Genomic DNA, 15,692 nt, shown 5'->3' on the forward strand with positions numbered 1-15,692 from the left:
GAGACGTCTCGTGCAACTTTTATTCGGGTGCTGTCGGCCCCTTTCCTTCGAGCACGGCGTGGATCGTCAGCCACTGCTGCGGGGTCGGCTCACCCGCGAGCGCGGTGGGTGCCACGCCGGCCGTGCGCAGCGCCGCGTCGACCCGCCGCCGCGGATGGGCGCGGCGCAACGAGGCACGCACGCTGCCGCCGACACCGGAGAAGCCGAGTGCGACGAGGCTCTGGTACGTGGCGTGGTGGGCGGGCGCGAGGAGCGGTACGGGCCTGCGCTCGATCCGCAGCACGCCCGCGTCGACGCGCGGCACCGGCCTGAAGGCGGTGCGCGGCACCCGGCCGAGCAGCCGCCACGAGAAGAGCGGCCAGGTCAGCACGGTCAGCCGGGTCCAACTCCCGTAGTCGCCCGTGCGTTTGCGGGCGTACTCGAGCTGGGTGAGGAACGTGGCGTCGGTGAGCGCCGGAGCGCGCAGACACCACTCGACGACGGCGGAGGTGCGTGAGAAGGGCACGTTCCCGGCCACCGCGAAGGGGGCCCGGGGCGGGGCGGCCGCGAGGAAGTCGCCCTGGTGGACGCGGACTTGGGCGAGCCCGGCGGCGTCGAGGCGGCGGCGCAGCCCGGGGACGAGACGGGCGTCGAGCTCGTACGCCACCAGGGTTGCGGCCCGGCGGGCGAGCGGGACGGTCAGCGCGCCCCGGCCCGCCCCCACTTCGAGGAGCCGCGCGCCGGGGGCGGGCTCGGGGACGGCGAGCCGTGCGAAGCGCCGGGCGACGGCGCGGTCGGCGAGGAAGTTCTGCGAGAGCTGCCGCTGGGTGCGGTGCTGCTGCTGGGTGCGGGCACGCGTGACGTGCGTGCCGGTGGAGCGGGCGGTCATGGCCTGCGGTCCTTGTCATCCGTACGGAAAGAGGGCGGATGAGGGCCCTGACCGGGAACCGGCGTGATGCGTGCGAAAAGGGGCGCCACCGAGGGGGCGCGGAAGGTCCGGTCCGGTCAGAGCGCCGGGCCGACGCGCAGCCGAGCGGCGTGCGCGCAGCCCAGAACCTGGCGGGTCACCGAGACGGCCATCATGGCGGCGCTGCACATGCCGCCCATGGTGGACGGGGCCGCCCGGCCCCGTCCAGCGGGTTTTCGCCCGCTTGGCTACCGCTGGTACCGGGCGAGCACCAGGTTCCCGTCGTCTACCAGGCGTGTGCGCAGCTCGGCGAGGCCGATCGCGCCGCTGTAGTACTCCTGGAACGCGGGGGTGGCCACCTTGTCCTTCCACTCCGGGTAGCCGCGCACGGACTGGGCGGGGGCCGAGCGGAGGTGGGAGGCGAGGGCGGTGCCGGTCGCCCAGTCGTTCTTCGCCGTGTGCAACGCCGGGTCCTTCAGGGCCTGGGTGCCGGTGGGCAGCATCCAGTCGCCGCGGGCGAGGCGCACCATGTTGCGCGGCTGGAGCAGGAAGTCGATGAACTGCGCGGCTTCCTTCTTGTGCGGACTGTCCTCAGCTATGGACAGGGTCTGCGGGCTGACGCCCTGGGTGAGTCCGTCGGCGCCCGCCGGCGCGGGCAGCACCTGCCAGTCGAAGCCCTTGGGCGCCTGCTGCGCGATCTGCTGCCGGTAGGAGAAGCCGAGCGGCACCATCGCGTACTTGCCCGCGAAGAAGCCGGGGAGGGTGTCGGAGCCGCCCATGCCGAGGGTGGCGTCGGAGGCGCTGCCGTCGACGTTCACCTGGTCGTGGACGGTACGGGGCATCACGGCGTCGGCCGCGTCGAAGCGGATGGTCACCTTGTCGTCGCCGCCGCGGTGGAAGAGCAGGCCGCCGGTGGACAACGACAGGTTCAGGGTCGCGGAGACAGGCTCCTTGAGCGGCCAGGCGACCCCGTACTTTCCTTGGCCGCTGAGCTCCTTGGTGATCCGCCGGAACTCGTCCCAGGTCCACGGGGCGTCCGGCGTCGGAATGCGCACCCCTGACTTCTTGAGCCAGGTCGCGTTGGCGATGAGGACGCGCGGCTCCTGGAGGAAGGGCACGCCGTAGACGCCCTCACCGAAGGTCGCCGTCTCCCAACTGCGCTGCGGGATGTCGGACTTGAGCCGGGAGGGCAGATAGTCGCGCAGGTCGGCGAGGTAGCCGCCGTACGCGAAGTCGGCGAGGTCGTCGGAGGCGTCGTGGATGATGTCGGGCGCCTCACCGCCCTCGAAGGAGGTTAGCAGCTGGTCGTGGACGCTGTCCCAGCTGCCCTGCACGTACGTGACCTGGATGTCGGGGTGCTGCGCGTTCCACTCCTTCACCAATTGCCTGTTGGCGTCGACGGACTCCTTCTGCCAGGCGAGGGACTGGAACTCCAGGGTGACGCGCCCGTCGCTCGACGTGTCCGAACCGCCGGAGCACCCGGCGAGCAGCAGGGCGGCCGTCGCGGCGAACGCCGTCATCACCTTCCTTGCCCTGCGCATCACTTCACCGCCCCGGCGAGCATGCCGCCCGTGATCCGCTTCTGGATCAGGGCGAAGATCAGCAGGGACGGCAGCGTGGCGAGGAACGCCCCGGCGGCGAGCGGGCCGAGGTCGGCGACGCCCTCGGCGCCCAGGAAGTGGGTGAGGATCACGGGCAGCGTCTGTCGCTCGGGCGTTTTCATGAGGACCAGCGCGAAGAAGAACTCGTTCCAGGCGGTGATGAACGCGAACAGGCCCGTCGCCACGATCCCGGGTGCGAGCAGCGGCGCCGTGACCGACACCAGGGTGCGCAGCCGCCCCGCGCCGTCGACCGCCGCCGCTTCCTCCAACTCCCTCGGTACGGACCGGACATAGCCGATCAGCATCCACAGGGCGAACGGCAGCGCCCACACCACGTACACCAGGGTCAGCCCCACCAGCGAGTTGATCAGGTGGAGGTTCTTGAGGATCAGGAACAGCGGGATGATCAGCAGGACGAAGGGGAACGCCTGGCTGATCACCACCCACCCGGTCGCTCCCCGCGCCGGCAGCCCGCGGTGGCGTGCCATGACGTACGCCATCGGGGTCGCTAGGACGATCGCGACGACGGCGGCGCAGACGGCGACGAGCAGCGAGTTCCCCGCGGCCCGCAGCAGGGGCTGTTCGTCGAAGGCCTGCCGGAAGTTGTCGAGGGTGGGGTTCTTGGGGATCCAGGTGGGGTGCAGGCTCGCCAGCTCGCGCGGCGGCTTGAACGCCGTGGAGATCAGCCACAGGAACGGGAAGACGAGGAAGACGAGATAGGCGAGGAGTGCGAGGTACTGGCCCGCGCGGGCGGGCTTGCCGGTCTTGGTCACTGCGCGTCGCCTCCCTTCAGTCGGCCCACCAGATAGAGGGCGAGGAGGATCGAGATCACGGCGACCATGGCGCAGCCCATCGCCGCCGCGTAGCCGAACTGGCCGTAGCGGAACGCCTCTTCGTACGCGAACAGCATCGGCAGCCGGGTCTTCCCGCCCGGCCCGCCGTTCGTGAGCACATAGACCAGGGCGAACGAGTTGAAGTTCCAGATGAAGTTGAGCGCGCTGATGGCGAGCGCGACGGGCCGGATCGCCGGCCAGGTCACGGTGCAGAACCGGCGCCAGGCCCCGGCCCCGTCCATCGCCGCCGCCTCGTGCAGCTCGCCCGGGGTGTTCTGCAGCCCGGCGAGCAGCGCGACCGTGGTCTGCGGCATGCCCGCCCAGATGCCCACGACGATCACGGCGGGCAGCGCCGTGGACAGACCGGTGAGCCAGTCCCGACCGTCGCCGAGGCCCAGGTTCCTGATCGTCTCGTTGAGGATGCCCGCGTCCGGGTGGTAGACGAGGCGCCACATGATGCCGACGACGACCTCCGGCATGGCCCACGGGATGATCGCGAGCGCCCGCGCCAGCCACCGGAACCGCAGGTTCTGGTTGAGCAGCAGCGCGAGGCCGAGGGCGAGCAGGAACTGCGGCACGGTCACTCCGACCGCCCACACGAGGCCGATCCTGAACGACTCCCAGAACAGGGTGTCGTGCAGCAGATCCCGGAAGTTGAGCGTGCCGACCCACTGCGTGGACGCGGTGCGCCCCGACTGGGAGTCGGTGAACGCGAGCCCGATGCCGTACAGGAGCGGGCCGACGCTCAGCACCAGGATCGGGATCAGCGCCGGCAGTACCAGGAACCAGGCACCGCGCTGCCGGGCGGCGGCTGCTGTCGCGCCCCCGGTCTGCTGCGGCGTACGTGTCACGGTCGCCGAGGTCACTTCAAACGGCTCCTTCGGGCGGTTCGAATGGCGCGGCTCGACAGTCGGGGTGGTGATGACGCACACGGCTTCCGGCCGCCCGGGCGGCCTCCGCCATGGTCCTGACACGGCCGTACACCGTCAAGACATCAGGTCGGGTCACGCGGTCGGGTACGGGGACGGTCGCGCACGGGTGCGAGACTGGGCCGGTACCAGCTGGAACGCGGGAGGCACGGGATGGACGAGGCACGGGCACGGGACGTCCTTGCACAGGCGGACGTCGGCGGCGCGGCGAGCGGCGCGGAGCTGCTGGCCCTCGGGGAGAACGCGGTGTTCGCCCTCGGCGACCTCGTGGTCAAGGTCGGCCGCAGCGCCGAGCAGGCACCCGAGCTCCTGGACCGGGCCCGCCGTGAGCTGGGCATCGCCTCCTATCTCGCCGAGCACGGCGTCCCCGCGGTCCGCGCGGCCAAGGCCGAACCGCTCCTGGTCGACGGGCACCCGGTGACGCTCTGGCACCGGGTCCCGGCCGCCGTGCGCCCTGCGCAGCCGCGCGACCTCGCCGGGCTCCTGAAGCTGGTGCACGCCCTGCCCGCACCGACCGGGCTCGACCTGCCCCGCCGGGAACTGCTCGGCGGCGTCGAGCGGTGGCTGCGGCTCGCGGGCGACGCGATCGACCCGGCGGACGCGGCGTATCTGCGCGAGCGGCGCGACGGGTTCGCGACGGCCGCCGGCGTGCTCACCCCGCACCTGCCGCTCGGTCCGATCCACGGCGACGCCCTGCCCCGCAATGTGCACATCGGGCCCGAAGGGGCCGTCCTCGTAGACCTGGAGACGTTCTCCTCGGACTTCCGGGAGCACGATCTGGTGGTCATGGCCTTGTCGCGGGACCGCTACGGGCTGCCCGACGCGGCCTATGACGGGTTTGTCGACGCGTACGGCTGGGATGTGCGCGAGTGGGAGGGGTGCGCCGTGCTGCGCGGCGCGCGGGAGACCGCGTCCTGCGCGTGGGTGGCGCAGCACGCCCCGAGCAATCCGAAGGCGCTGGCGGAGTTCGAGCGGCGGGTGGCGTCCTTGCGGGACGGGGACGCCGAGGTGCGCTGGTACCCGTTCTGACCGATGGCTTCCTCCGGTCCGCCTCTCAGACCGCCGACGAGCTGGTGAGGGCCCGCATGGGCCAGGCCGGATCGACCACGGCCTGTGCGTCCCCCTTTCTGCGCAGGAAACTCTGGAAGTCAGCCGCCCACTCCGCGTACCACTCGATCTGGCGGCGGTGCAGTTCGGCGGCGCCCAGGGACGCGACCTTCGCGTGCCGCTCGCCTATCGCGCGGGCGAGCAGCGCCGCGGCCAGGGCGTCCGCCGAGGCGTCGTGCGCGGCGTCGAGCGTGACCCCGTACTCGGTGCAGACCGCTTCGAGGTTGCGCTTGCCGCGGCGGTAACGGTCCACGCTGCGGTCGATGGTGTACGGGTCGACGACCGGGCCCGGCTCGGCGCCGCCCAGGCGCTCGCGCAGCGAGGGCAGTCCGTGGCGGGCCAACTCGGCGGAGAGCAGCGTCAGATCGAACGCCGCGTTGTACGCGACCACCGGAACCCCGGTGCGCCAGTACCCGACGATGGCCTCGGCGATGGCGTCCGCGACCCGGTCGGCGGGCTCGCCCTCGGCCGCCGCTCTCTCGTTGCTGATCCCGTGCACCGCGACCGCCTCGTCCGGGATCGGGACTCCGGGGTCGGCGAGCCACTGCCGGTGGCCGAGGACCGTGCCGTCCCTGACCTCTATGACGGCGCCCGTGACGATGCGCGCCTCACGCGGATCCGTCCCGGTCGTCTCCAGGTCGAAGCCGATCAACAGCTCCCGGTGCCAGCTCATGGCTGCCCCCTTCTCATGGTGCGTTCCCCCAATGACCACCACGATCGCATGCGCCACTGACAATCGGTCCCCGGCCCGGTGCCGCAAGGAATCCGGCGCGCTACGACACCGGCCTGCCGTCCGCCCACGCCTGCTCGAACTCATCGCGGTACGTCACGAAAAGTCCGTTCTCCCCGATGTCGTCGGAGGTTCCGGCCCGCACCACCCGTCCGCCGCCGCGCAGCACGAGGACCGGTGCCTCCATGCCCCGGCTGCGGCGCAGGTACGACTGCACGACGGCGACCCCGTCCGAGCCGTCGCCGTCGACGAGGTAGGCGGTGAAGCGCGGGGTCTCGTCGAAGACCTGGATCTCGAAGGCGCCCGGGTCCTTGAGCCGGGCCCGGACCCGGCGCATGTGCAGGATGTTCATCTCGACGGCGCGGCTCAGTTCGCCGCGCTTGAGTCCGAGTTCCCGCTCGCGGCGCTTGACGGCGCTGGAGGCGGGGTTGAGGAACAGCAGCCGGACGCGGCAGCCGGATTCGGCCAGCCGCACGAGCCGCCGCCCGGAGAAGTTCTGCACCAGCAGATTGAGGCCTATCCCGATCGCGTCGAGCCGCCGGGCGCCGCCGAAGAGGTCCTCGGCGGGGAACTGGCGCAGCAGCCGCACCCGGTCCGGGTGCACGCCGACCACGTCCGCGTACCGGTCGCCGACCATCTCCTCGACGGCGTCGACGGGCAGCCGGCGGGCGGAGGGGACGTCGGATCCGGCGCCGAGCATCTCCAGCAGGCGGGCCGAGGCGCGCTCGGCCTGGGCGAGGACCGTCTCGGACAGGGCGCGGTTGCGGGAGACGACGTTCCGGGTGACCTCCAGCTCGTCCAGGGCGAGTTCGACGTCGCGCCGGTCGTCGAAGTACGGCTCGAAGCACGGCCAGTGCTGGACCATCAGCTCGCGCAGTTGCGGAAGCGTCAGGAACGACAGGACGTTGTCGTCGGCCGGGTCGAGGAGGTAGCCCTTGCGGCGGCTGACCTCCCGTACGGCGACGGCCCGCTGCACCCACTCCTGGCCCGCGGGTCCGGCGGCGGCGACGACCCAGTCGTCGCCGTGCACGGGCTCGTAGATGGGGCGCAGGACGGCGGCGACGACGGCGCGCAGCCGCTGCTCGACCAGGTTCAGCCAGATGTAGGCGCGACCGGCTCGCTGGGCACGCGTACGGACCTCGCGCCAGGCGTCGGCGCCCCAGTCCAGTTCGGGTCCGATCTGCGATCCGACATCCATGGGACGGGCCAGCGACACCGCTCCGGGCGGGATGTCCGACGAGGCTGCCCCTTGCCCTTCTTGTCCCTCGTGACCGTCGTCACCAGGGGGCAGCTCCAGACCACCCGAGCTCACCCGCTCCGCACCGCCTTCCGCTCCCCCGAGCTATGTCGAGCACTCCCCCAGCAACGATCAAGGAAGGGTACTCCGGGAGCGGCGAGCGGTGCAGCCGGATGGAGATGCGAGTTTCTCAACTACCGTTTCGGGGAACGCCGTTCTGCCCGGCCAGGTCGGCGGGAGTGAGCGGATTCATAGCGGTCACGTCCCTGGGGGCCAGTGAGAAGCCCTGCCAGTGCACCGGCATGGGCTGCTGGTCCTCGTCCCGGGCGATGTGGTGGAACCCGATGTTGACCCAGGTGATCGGATGCGTCAGCGTCTGTCCGTCGACCCACTTGTCCACACTTGTGCCGCTGCAGTGCGCCGACGGGTTGTCGCTCGCGTACTGCTCGCACTTCTTGTACTCGGTGAAGTACACGTCGTGCCGGGTGAAGGAGCGGCCGGGGAAGGCGCTGGAGCGGCCGGGCACGAACTCGTAGGACCTGGGGTGCCCGTCCTGGTTCTTGCCCGCCGTCGACACCACGCGCCACCACCGCATGTCCTGCACGTCACCGGCGAGTTCCTTGGTGACGGGGGTGCGGGTGGTCCTGGTCGTGGGCGAGCCGCTGCCGTGCGGCGCGGTCACCTTGGAGTCGTACTGCTCGACCTTGGCCTTCGGAGAGCCGTCGAGGCCGAAATTGAGCCGCCAGAAGACGTTGTGGCTGTGGCTCTCCGCGTAGGCGGTCGCGCCCTTGCCGAGGGGCCAGCCCTTGCCGTCGGTGCCCTTGTAGTCGTACGGGGAGAGGCTGCCGGTGGCGCCCACGTTCGAGGTGATGGTGCCGTCGGAGGTGAAGCGCCACTCGGTGATGTACTCGTACCAGGACGCCTTGTTGACCGTGTAGACGAGCAGGTCCTTGCCCTGGGCGCTGTAGACCTTGCCGCTGCCGCCGGTCGATCCGTCGTCGTTGAGCCGGTACGCGTGCCCGCGTGCGCGCGTGGTCGTGCACAGGCCCTGGATGTCACCCATGTCGGGGACCTTGACGGTCTTGATGGTGCCGCCGGGGCACTCGGCCGGCTTCAGGTTCTGCAGAGCGAGGCCGAAGTCGGTGCCGGTGATGTCGTCGTACTCGTTCTCCCCGTCGTCGTACGGGACATGGACCTGCGCGAGGCGGGCACTGGTGAGGACGGGGATCGGTTTCGGTTCGCTCTTGGGCTGGTAACTGATGTCGTCCAGGACGAGCCCGGACAGCGTGTTGTAGTGCCAGCACATGCGCCAGGTGGTGCCGCCGTCGAGGGTCTGCTCGATGCGGTACGCGGCCGAACAGGCGGGCGCCGCGGCGGCGGGCTCCTTCCGGGGCGCAGCGGTGGCGGCCGGGGCGGTGGCGAGTGCGGTGCCGAGCAGCGCGGTGACCGCGAGGTCCGAGAGCAGCAGGGCGGGCCGTTTGCGGGCGCGCCGGACTCTGTTGAGGTGCGTGACGTGCATACGGAAGGGCTCCCTTGTGCAGGAGAAGCAGGAGAGGCCGAACAGGCGGTCGGCCGGACGGTCAGGAGAGCCGGCCGACGCTGCGGTCGCTGAGGTCGACGACGAGCGCGCGGGTGTCGATCCACGGCCCGTTCGTGACCTTGGCGACGACGCGCAGGCAGCGGTGCTTGCCGCAGGGGGCGAGGTCGGAGGGGACCTCCGCGACGGTCTCCTTGCGGAAGACCATGCCGCTGAGCTGCAGCTGGTCCGCCTTGGTGAGGGGCTTGTCGGTGGCGTCCTCGTAGTCGGCCCTGAGGTCGGAGCCGAGCGGGCTGTCGATCAACAGCTGGGCGGCCTGCGCCAGTTCGTCCTTGCCGGGCGGTGGCTGGACGCCCTGGTCCGTCCGGGTGTCCTCGACCTTGCCCGTGTCGAGGTTCACGGTCTTGGTCACGACCGCGTCGCTCTTGTAGTCGTAGAAGACGACGTCGGCGCGGCGCTGGGCCGCGGCGGCGCCGCTGAGGTCCGGGTCGATCTCCGCCAGGTTCGTCGACAGGTGCTGGGGGCCGCGGTCGCCCTCCACGTCCCTGGCGTTCATCCGCAGGCCGTTGCTCGCTGCCGCGAGGCGCTCGGCGCGGGCCGTCTCGGCCTCGGTGAGGGGATCGCGGCCGACGCCCTTGTCGCCCTCCTGGGGCGCGGCCTCGACCTTGCCCTCGGGCGCCACGGCGTCCTGCTGCGCCTTGGCCGCGTCGGCGGCGTCGACCCGGTCGCCTCCGCCGTCGACCGGCAGGCTCACGCCGACCGCGACGGCGGCCCCGGCGACCGCGAGGGCCACTCCCGCCACCAGTTTCCCGAGATGGCGTCTTGCTAGCGCGCGCACATCTTCCCCCTGTGTCACCGGCAGCCCCACGCGTGGGCATACCGGAATTACGTGGTCTTCCTGTAAGAGGGACGCAACTCCCGGCAGGTTCCGCCACGTTCGGGGGAGACTGTCCGATGTCGCCCGGAACACCGGGCCGGAAGTGGAAGAGTCGTCAGCATGCAGGTCTGGCCTGGACAGGCATATCCGCTGGGTGCCACGTACGACGGCGCCGGAACGAACTTCGCGGTCTTCTCGGAGGCCGCCGATCGCATCGAACTGTGCCTGTTGCACGACGACGGGTCGGAGACCGCGGTCGAACTGCGCGAGTCCGACGCGTTCGTACGGCACGCCTATCTCCCGGGCATCATGCCGGGCCAGCGGTACGGATACCGCGCGCACGGCCCGTACGAGCCCGAGCACGGCCTGCGCTGCAACTCGGCGAAGCTCCTTCTCGACCCGTACGCGCGCGCCATCAGCGGGCGGATCGAGTGGAACGAGTCGGTGTACGGCTATCCGTTCGACTCCCCCGACGAGCGCAACGACCAGGACTCGGCGCCGCACATGATGGCGTCGGTGGTCGTCAACCCGTACTTCGACTGGGGCGACGACCGGCTGCCGCGCACCGAGTACCACGAGACGGTGATCTACGAGGCCCATGTGAAGGGCCTGACGATGCGGCACCCGGCGCTCCCGGACGAGCTGCGCGGCACCTATGCGGCGCTCGCCCATCCGGCGATCATCGACCATCTCACCGAACTGGGCGTCACGGCACTCGAGTTGATGCCGGTCCATCAGTTCGTCAACGACCACCGGCTGGTCGAGATGGGTCTGAACAACTACTGGGGCTACAACACGATCGGTTTCTTCGCGCCGCACAACACGTATGCGTCGTGGGGCGACCGGGGCGAGCAGGTCCTGGAGTTCAAGTCGGCGGTCCGCGCGCTGCACCAGGCGGGCATCGAGGTCATCCTGGACGTGGTCTACAACCACACGGCCGAGGGCAACCACCTGGGTCCGACGCTCTCCTTCAAGGGGCTCGACAATCAGTCGTACTACCGGCTGATGGACGACCGGCGCTACTACATGGACACCACGGGGACGGGCAACTCGCTGCTGATGCGGTCGCCGCACGTCCTCCAGATGATCATGGATTCACTGCGCTACTGGGTCGAGGAGATGCACGTCGACGGGTTCCGTTTCGACCTCGCGGCCACGCTGGCACGGCAGTTCCACGAGGTGGACCGGCTGTCGTCGTTCTTCGACCTGGTGCAGCAGGACCCGGTGATCTCCCGGGTGAAGCTGATCGCGGAGCCGTGGGACGTCGGCGAGGGCGGCTATCAGGTGGGCAACTTCCCGGCGCTGTGGACCGAGTGGAACGGCAAGTACCGGGACACCGTGCGGGACCTGTGGCGGGGTGAGCCGCGCACGCTCGCCGAGTTCGCGGGCCGGATCACCGGGTCGTCGGACCTGTACCAGGGCGACGGGCGCCGACCGCTGGCCTCCATCAACTTCGTCACCTGCCACGACGGTTTCACCCTGCACGACCTGGTGGCGTACAACGAGAAGCACAACGAGGCCAACGGCGAGGGCAACCGCGACGGCGAGTCCCACAACCGGTCGTGGAACTGCGGCGCGGAGGGCGACACGGACGACACCGGGGTGCTCGACCTGCGGGCGCGCCAGATGCGCAACTTCGTCGCCACGCTGATGCTGTCGCAGGGCGTGCCGATGCTCAGTCACGGCGACGAGCTGGGCCGCACCCAGGGCGGCAACAACAACGCCTACTGCCAGGACAACGAGCTGGCGTGGGTGGACTGGGGCGACGGCGAGGACGACGGCGACGACCCGTTCCTGACGTTCACGCGCGCGATGGTGCGGCTGCGCAGGGAGCACCCGGTGTTCCGCAGGCGGCGCTTCTTCCACGGCCGCCCCGTGGAGGGCACGCACGACGAGCTGTCGGACATCGCCTGGTTCACTCCGGAGGGCGAGGAGATGACGCAGCAGGACTGGGGCGAGGCGCAGGCCCGCGCGCTGTCGGTGTTCCTGAACGGAAACGCGATCTCGGAGCCGGGGCAGCGCGGCGAGCGCATCACGGACGACTCGTTCCTGTTGTTGTTCAACGCCGATCCGCAGGCGCAGGAGTTCGTGGTGCCGGTCAATCACGGCCGGCAGTGGCACACGGTGGTCGACACGGCGCTGCCCGACGGGCTCCCGGCCGACGAGGGCCCCAAGGTGCAGGCGGGCGACCGGCTGACGCTGGCGGGCCGCAGCCTCACGGTGCTGCGACGGCCGGCGTGACGGTCTGCGCGGGCGCCTGAAGGCCGCGTACGCGCAGTGCGACGAGGAAGGCGAGGCCCGCTGCCGCGCTGCCCACCGCGAACGCGGCGGCGGGCCCGTGGGCCTGCGCGAGACGCCCCGCCACGGCGAGCGTGACGGCCTGTCCCCCGACGAACGCGCTCACGGCGGCCGTCATGCCCTCGGCGAGGCGTTCGCGCGGCACGGCCTGTTCGGTGAGCCCGAAGCCGGTGATCAGGTTCGGGGCGAACAGGGCGCCGAAGACGATCACGACGGCGTACAGGAGCGGCATGGTGTCCGTGACGATCAGCGGGAGCGAGAGCAGCGCGGCGGCGGCCGTGGCGACGCGCCAGCGGACCGGAAGAGTGAACCGGGCGGGCACGGCCGCCATGGACAGGCCGACGGCGGCGCTCATGACGCCCATCGCGGCGTACACGAGGCCCGCCTGGTCCTCGTGCCCCAGTTCCTGGGTGAGCGCGGTGATCCCGGCACCGCAGCCGCCGAGCAGGATGCCCAGGAGGGCGAGTCCGACGCGGACCAGGTGGACCTGGCGCGGCATGCGCGACCCCTTCGGGGACGCGGTGGTCCGCACGGACCTGGGCACCGCGCCGGCCGTCGGGTGCAGGGCGAATCCGGTGCCGCAGCAGGCGACCAGGAGGGCGGCCGTGCCGAACGCGTACGCGGGGTGGGTGATCACGGAGGCGACGCCGATGAGGGCGGGCCCGAGGACGAAGGAGAGTTCGTCCATCGTGGACTCCAGGGACAGCACGGCGTTCACGACGCGTTCGTCGGCGCCCTCACGGCGCACGAGCGCGACCCCGCGGGCGCGCGCGAGGGGGCCGATCCCGGGCACGGTGGCGCCCGCCAGGATCCCCAGGGCGACCAGGGCGGCGAGGGGCAGCCCGTACAGCGCGCCCAACGTGTAGGCGGCTATGGCCGCGGAGTTGAGGAGGCTGAGGACGAGCAGGACCGGGCGCTGGCCGCGCCGGTCGGCGAGCCGCCCCACGAAGGGGCCCATGGCGACCTGGCCGAGCGCGAGCGCGCAGGCGACCGTGCCGCCGGTGGCCAGCGAGCCGCTGGTGCGGGTCACCAGGAGGACGCTGCCGAACTGGATCACGGCGACGGGCAGCCGTCCCAGGAACGAGACGACGGGCAGCCAGAGACCGGTCACCGCGAGGACCCGGCGGTAGGCGTCGAGCGTGCCGCCGGGGGCGCTGGTGTCCACAGAGGTGCCGGTCATCGTCCGAAACTAGCGACGTGCGCCCCGGCCCGTGCATGCGGCGATGACACGAAAGCCGCCCTTACGGGTACGTAGGTTCACATGACGCCTCAGCATCCGACGACGCCGTCAGCCACCTACCGGCTCCAGCTGCAGCCGGACTTCGGATTCGGCGCGGCCGCGGCGGCCGTCCCTTACCTGGCCTCCCTGGGGGTCTCGCATCTGCATCTGTCGCCCGTTCTGGAGGCCGTGCCGGGATCGACGCACGGCTACGACGTCGTCGACCACGCGCGCGTCCGCGCGGAGCTGGGCGGCGAGGACGGGCTGCGGTCCCTGGCGCGCACGGCCCACGAGCACGGGCTGGGGCTCGTCGTGGACATCGTGCCCAACCACATGGCCGCGTCCGTGCGCCACAACGGCCCGTTCCGCGCGGTGCTGCGGGACGGCCCCTCGTCCCCGTACGCGCGGTGGTTCGACATCGACTGGGACGCGCAGGGCGGCCGTGTCCTGCTGCCGGTCCTGGGCCACCGTCTGGGTGAGGAACTGCCCCACCTGAAGGTGGACGGCGACGTACTGCGCTACTACGACCACGCGTTCCCTCTGCGGCCCGGGACGCGCACCCTGCCGCTGCCCGAGCTCCTGGACGCCCAGTGGTACCGGCTGTCCTGGTGGCGGCTGGCCCGCACGGAGCTCAACTACCGGCGTTTCTTCACCATTTCGGACCTGATCGCGGTGCGGGTGGAGGACCCGGAGGTCTTCGACGCGACCCACGCGACGGTGCTGCGGCTGCTGCGCGAGGGAGTCGTCGACGGGCTGCGCATCGACCATCCGGACGGCCTCGCCGATCCGGGCGCCTATCTGCAGCGTCTCAGTGACGCGACGGGCGGCCGGTGGACCGTGGTCGAGAAGATCCTGGAGGAGGGCGAGCAGCTGCCCGCGGCGTGGCCGGTGTCCGGCACCACGGGCTACGACGCGCTGCGCCAGGTGGACGGTCTGTTCGTCGACCCGGCCGGCGCCGATCAGCTCCTCGGTCTCTTCCGGCGCTTCACCGGCGTCGCGGCGGACGCGGGCGGCCGGTGGGCGGACACGGTACGCCGCTCCGCCCACCGGGTCGTCACGTACGGCCTCGCGACCGAGCTGGACCGTCTGACGCGCGAGGCGGCTGCCCTGTGCGCCCTGGACCCGCAGCTTCGCGACCACGCGCCGTGGGCGCTGCGCACGGCCCTGTGCGAGCTTCTGGTGCGCGTCCCCGTCTACCGGCCGTACGTGACCGGTGGTGTCGCTCCCGAGACGGTCCTGACGGCCTCGGACGCGGCCGCCGCGAAGACGGCGTTCGCGGTGGCCGAGGAGGCGGGCGCGGTCGACGCCGTACGGGAACTGGCGCTCGGCCGGCACGGCGCGGGGCCGCGGCACGCGGCGTTCCGGGCCCGGTTCGCCCAGGTGTCGTCGGCGCTGCGGGCCAAGTCGGTCGAGGACGCGGCGTTCTACCGGTACACGCCGCTGCTGTCGGCCCTGGAGGTCGGCGGCTGCCCGCACGATCCCGCGGTGACCGTCGCGGCGTTCCACGGGTACTGCGCGCGCGTGCAGCGCGACTGGCCCTACACGTCGACGGTGCTGTCCACCCACGACACGAAGCGCAGCGCGGACGTGCGGGCGGCCGTCTCGGTCCTCACCCAGTGCCCGGACCGGTGGGAGGAGCTGCTCGCCGACGTCACCGAGCGCACCGCGCACGGCGGTGGCGCGAGTGCGCCGGATCCGCAGATCGCCTGGGCGGCCTGGCAGATGGTGGCCGGTCTCGGCCCGGCCGAACCGGAGCGGCTGCAGTCGGCCATGCTCAAGCACGCGCGCGAGGCGGGGCTCTACACGACCTGGACGGAACCGAACGCGGCCTACGAGGAGGCGGTACGGGACTTCGTGGCGTCCGGGCCGTGCGGCCCTCCGGGCCATGAGGTGCTGCGCTTCATGGACGCCCTGCTCTCCCATGTGCGGGCGAACGTCCTGGGCGCGGCCCTGGTACAGCTGACGATGCCCGGGGTGCCCGACCTGTACCAGGGCAGCGAGCGCGAGTACCGCGCCCTGGTGGACCCGGACAACCGGGGGCCGGCCCTTTTCGACGAGAAGGCGGGCAGTCCGCTGTCGGCGGAGAAGGAGGCGCTCACCGCGGCGGCGCTGCGGCTGCGGCGCGCGCATCCGGACCGGTTCGGCGGGGCGGCGACCTACGAACCGCTGACCGCGGAGGGGCCCGGCGAGGCGCACTGCGTGTCCTACGTCCGCTCGGGCCACGTGGTCGTGGCGGCGACCCGGCTGTCGCTGCGGCTCGCCGAGGCGGGCGGCTGGCAGGACACCCGGCTCGCGCTGCCCGACGGCGAGTGGACCGAACTCCTGGATCCCGGACGCCGGTTCAGCGGCCGCGCGCGCGTGGCGGAGCTCTTCGGGCGGCTGCCGGTGGCGCTGCTGGTGCGGTCCGACGAGGGCGGGGCCGGCTGAGCCGGGATTGT

12 protein-coding genes are annotated in these 15,692 nt (G+C 71.7%); 3 read left to right on the forward strand and 9 right to left on the reverse strand.

What is annotated here, in order from left to right; genetic code table 11:
- Positions 1–19: 19 nt before the first annotated feature.
- The 4 genes from erm to J3486_RS30145 form a co-directional block, all read right to left on the reverse strand.
- Positions 20–868 (reverse strand): ErmE/ErmH/ErmO/ErmR family 23S rRNA (adenine(2058)-N(6))-methyltransferase, encoded by an 849-nt coding sequence (erm, locus tag J3486_RS30130; RefSeq protein WP_207825959.1) that lies wholly within the window; start codon positions 866–868, stop codon positions 20–22.
- 266 nt (positions 869–1,134) lie between these two features.
- Entirely contained in the window at positions 1,135–2,406 is a 1,272-nt protein-coding gene (locus J3486_RS30135) for an ABC transporter substrate-binding protein (protein ID WP_229378846.1), read from the reverse strand.
- Between the two features lie 20 nt (positions 2,407–2,426).
- Positions 2,427–3,260: a carbohydrate ABC transporter permease gene (locus J3486_RS30140; RefSeq protein ID WP_207825963.1), complete on the reverse strand. Its 834-nt coding sequence runs from the start codon at positions 3,258–3,260 to the stop codon at positions 2,427–2,429.
- Positions 3,257–4,186, reverse strand: coding sequence for a carbohydrate ABC transporter permease (locus tag J3486_RS30145; protein ID WP_374194789.1), 930 nt, complete (start codon positions 4,184–4,186; stop codon positions 3,257–3,259). The genes J3486_RS30140 and J3486_RS30145 overlap by 4 nt, the downstream gene beginning before the upstream one ends.
- 216 nt (positions 4,187–4,402) lie before the next feature.
- Here J3486_RS30145 and J3486_RS30150 point away from each other — a divergent pair, with 216 nt between their 5' ends.
- Positions 4,403–5,278 carry a phosphotransferase enzyme family protein gene (locus J3486_RS30150; protein WP_207825965.1) on the forward strand — a complete coding sequence of 292 codons (876 nt, stop codon included), beginning with the start codon at positions 4,403–4,405 and terminating at the stop codon, positions 5,276–5,278.
- A gap of 25 nt (positions 5,279–5,303) precedes the next feature.
- Here J3486_RS30150 and J3486_RS30155 read toward each other — a convergent pair whose 3' ends face one another.
- The 4 genes from J3486_RS30155 to J3486_RS30170 form a co-directional block, all read right to left on the reverse strand.
- Entirely contained in the window at positions 5,304–6,029 is a 726-nt protein-coding gene (locus J3486_RS30155) for a 3'-5' exonuclease (RefSeq protein ID WP_207825966.1), read from the reverse strand.
- A 100-nt stretch (positions 6,030–6,129) separates the two neighbouring features.
- Positions 6,130–7,398, reverse strand: coding sequence for an SAV2148 family HEPN domain-containing protein (locus J3486_RS30160; protein WP_207825968.1), 1,269 nt, complete (start codon positions 7,396–7,398; stop codon positions 6,130–6,132).
- Between the two features lie 115 nt (positions 7,399–7,513).
- Positions 7,514–8,842 carry a copper amine oxidase gene (locus tag J3486_RS30165; protein WP_207825970.1) on the reverse strand — a complete coding sequence of 443 codons (1,329 nt, stop codon included), beginning with the start codon at positions 8,840–8,842 and terminating at the stop codon, positions 7,514–7,516.
- 61 nt (positions 8,843–8,903) lie between these two features.
- Positions 8,904–9,653, reverse strand: a complete 750-nt coding sequence (locus J3486_RS30170; RefSeq protein ID WP_307804994.1) for a Tat pathway signal sequence domain protein — start codon at positions 9,651–9,653, stop codon at positions 8,904–8,906.
- Between the two features lie 204 nt (positions 9,654–9,857).
- On the opposite strand from J3486_RS30170, the gene glgX reads away from it, so the two are divergent.
- A complete protein-coding gene (gene glgX, locus J3486_RS30175) occupies positions 9,858–11,978 on the forward strand; it encodes a glycogen debranching protein GlgX (protein ID WP_207825974.1) in 2,121 nt (706 codons plus the stop codon).
- On the opposite strand, the gene J3486_RS30180 is transcribed toward glgX, so the two are convergent.
- Positions 11,953–13,215 (reverse strand): MFS transporter, encoded by a 1,263-nt coding sequence (locus J3486_RS30180; RefSeq protein WP_207825976.1) that lies wholly within the window; start codon positions 13,213–13,215, stop codon positions 11,953–11,955. The two genes, glgX and J3486_RS30180, sit on opposite strands and share 26 nt — an antisense overlap.
- 81 nt (positions 13,216–13,296) lie before the next feature.
- Here J3486_RS30180 and treY point away from each other — a divergent pair, with 81 nt between their 5' ends.
- A complete protein-coding gene (gene treY, locus J3486_RS30185; protein WP_207825977.1) occupies positions 13,297–15,681 on the forward strand; it encodes a malto-oligosyltrehalose synthase in 2,385 nt (794 codons plus the stop codon).
- The last annotated feature ends 11 nt before the right edge of the window (positions 15,682–15,692 follow it).

It is taken from the genome of Streptomyces sp. VRA16 Mangrove soil, assembly GCF_017377775.1.
Classification (GTDB): Bacteria; Actinomycetota; Actinomycetes; order Streptomycetales; family Streptomycetaceae; genus Streptomyces.

Bases quoted from the DNA above. Each gene is read 5' to 3' on its own strand.
- erm (WP_207825959.1), bottom strand. From the start codon at position 868: ATGACCGCCCGCTCCACCGGCACGCACGTCACGCGTGCCCGCACCCAG.
- J3486_RS30135 (WP_229378846.1), bottom strand. From the start codon at position 2,406: ATGACGGCGTTCGCCGCGACGGCCGCCCTGCTGCTCGCCGGGTGCTCC.
- J3486_RS30150 (WP_207825965.1), top strand. From the start codon at position 4,403: ATGGACGAGGCACGGGCACGGGACGTCCTTGCACAGGCGGACGTCGGC.
- J3486_RS30155 (WP_207825966.1), bottom strand. From the start codon at position 6,029: ATGAGCTGGCACCGGGAGCTGTTGATCGGCTTCGACCTGGAGACGACC.
- J3486_RS30165 (WP_207825970.1), bottom strand. From the start codon at position 8,842: ATGCACGTCACGCACCTCAACAGAGTCCGGCGCGCCCGCAAACGGCCC.
- glgX (WP_207825974.1), top strand. From the start codon at position 9,858: ATGCAGGTCTGGCCTGGACAGGCATATCCGCTGGGTGCCACGTACGAC.
- J3486_RS30180 (WP_207825976.1), bottom strand. From the start codon at position 13,215: ATGACCGGCACCTCTGTGGACACCAGCGCCCCCGGCGGCACGCTCGAC.
- treY (WP_207825977.1), top strand. From the start codon at position 13,297: ATGACGCCTCAGCATCCGACGACGCCGTCAGCCACCTACCGGCTCCAG.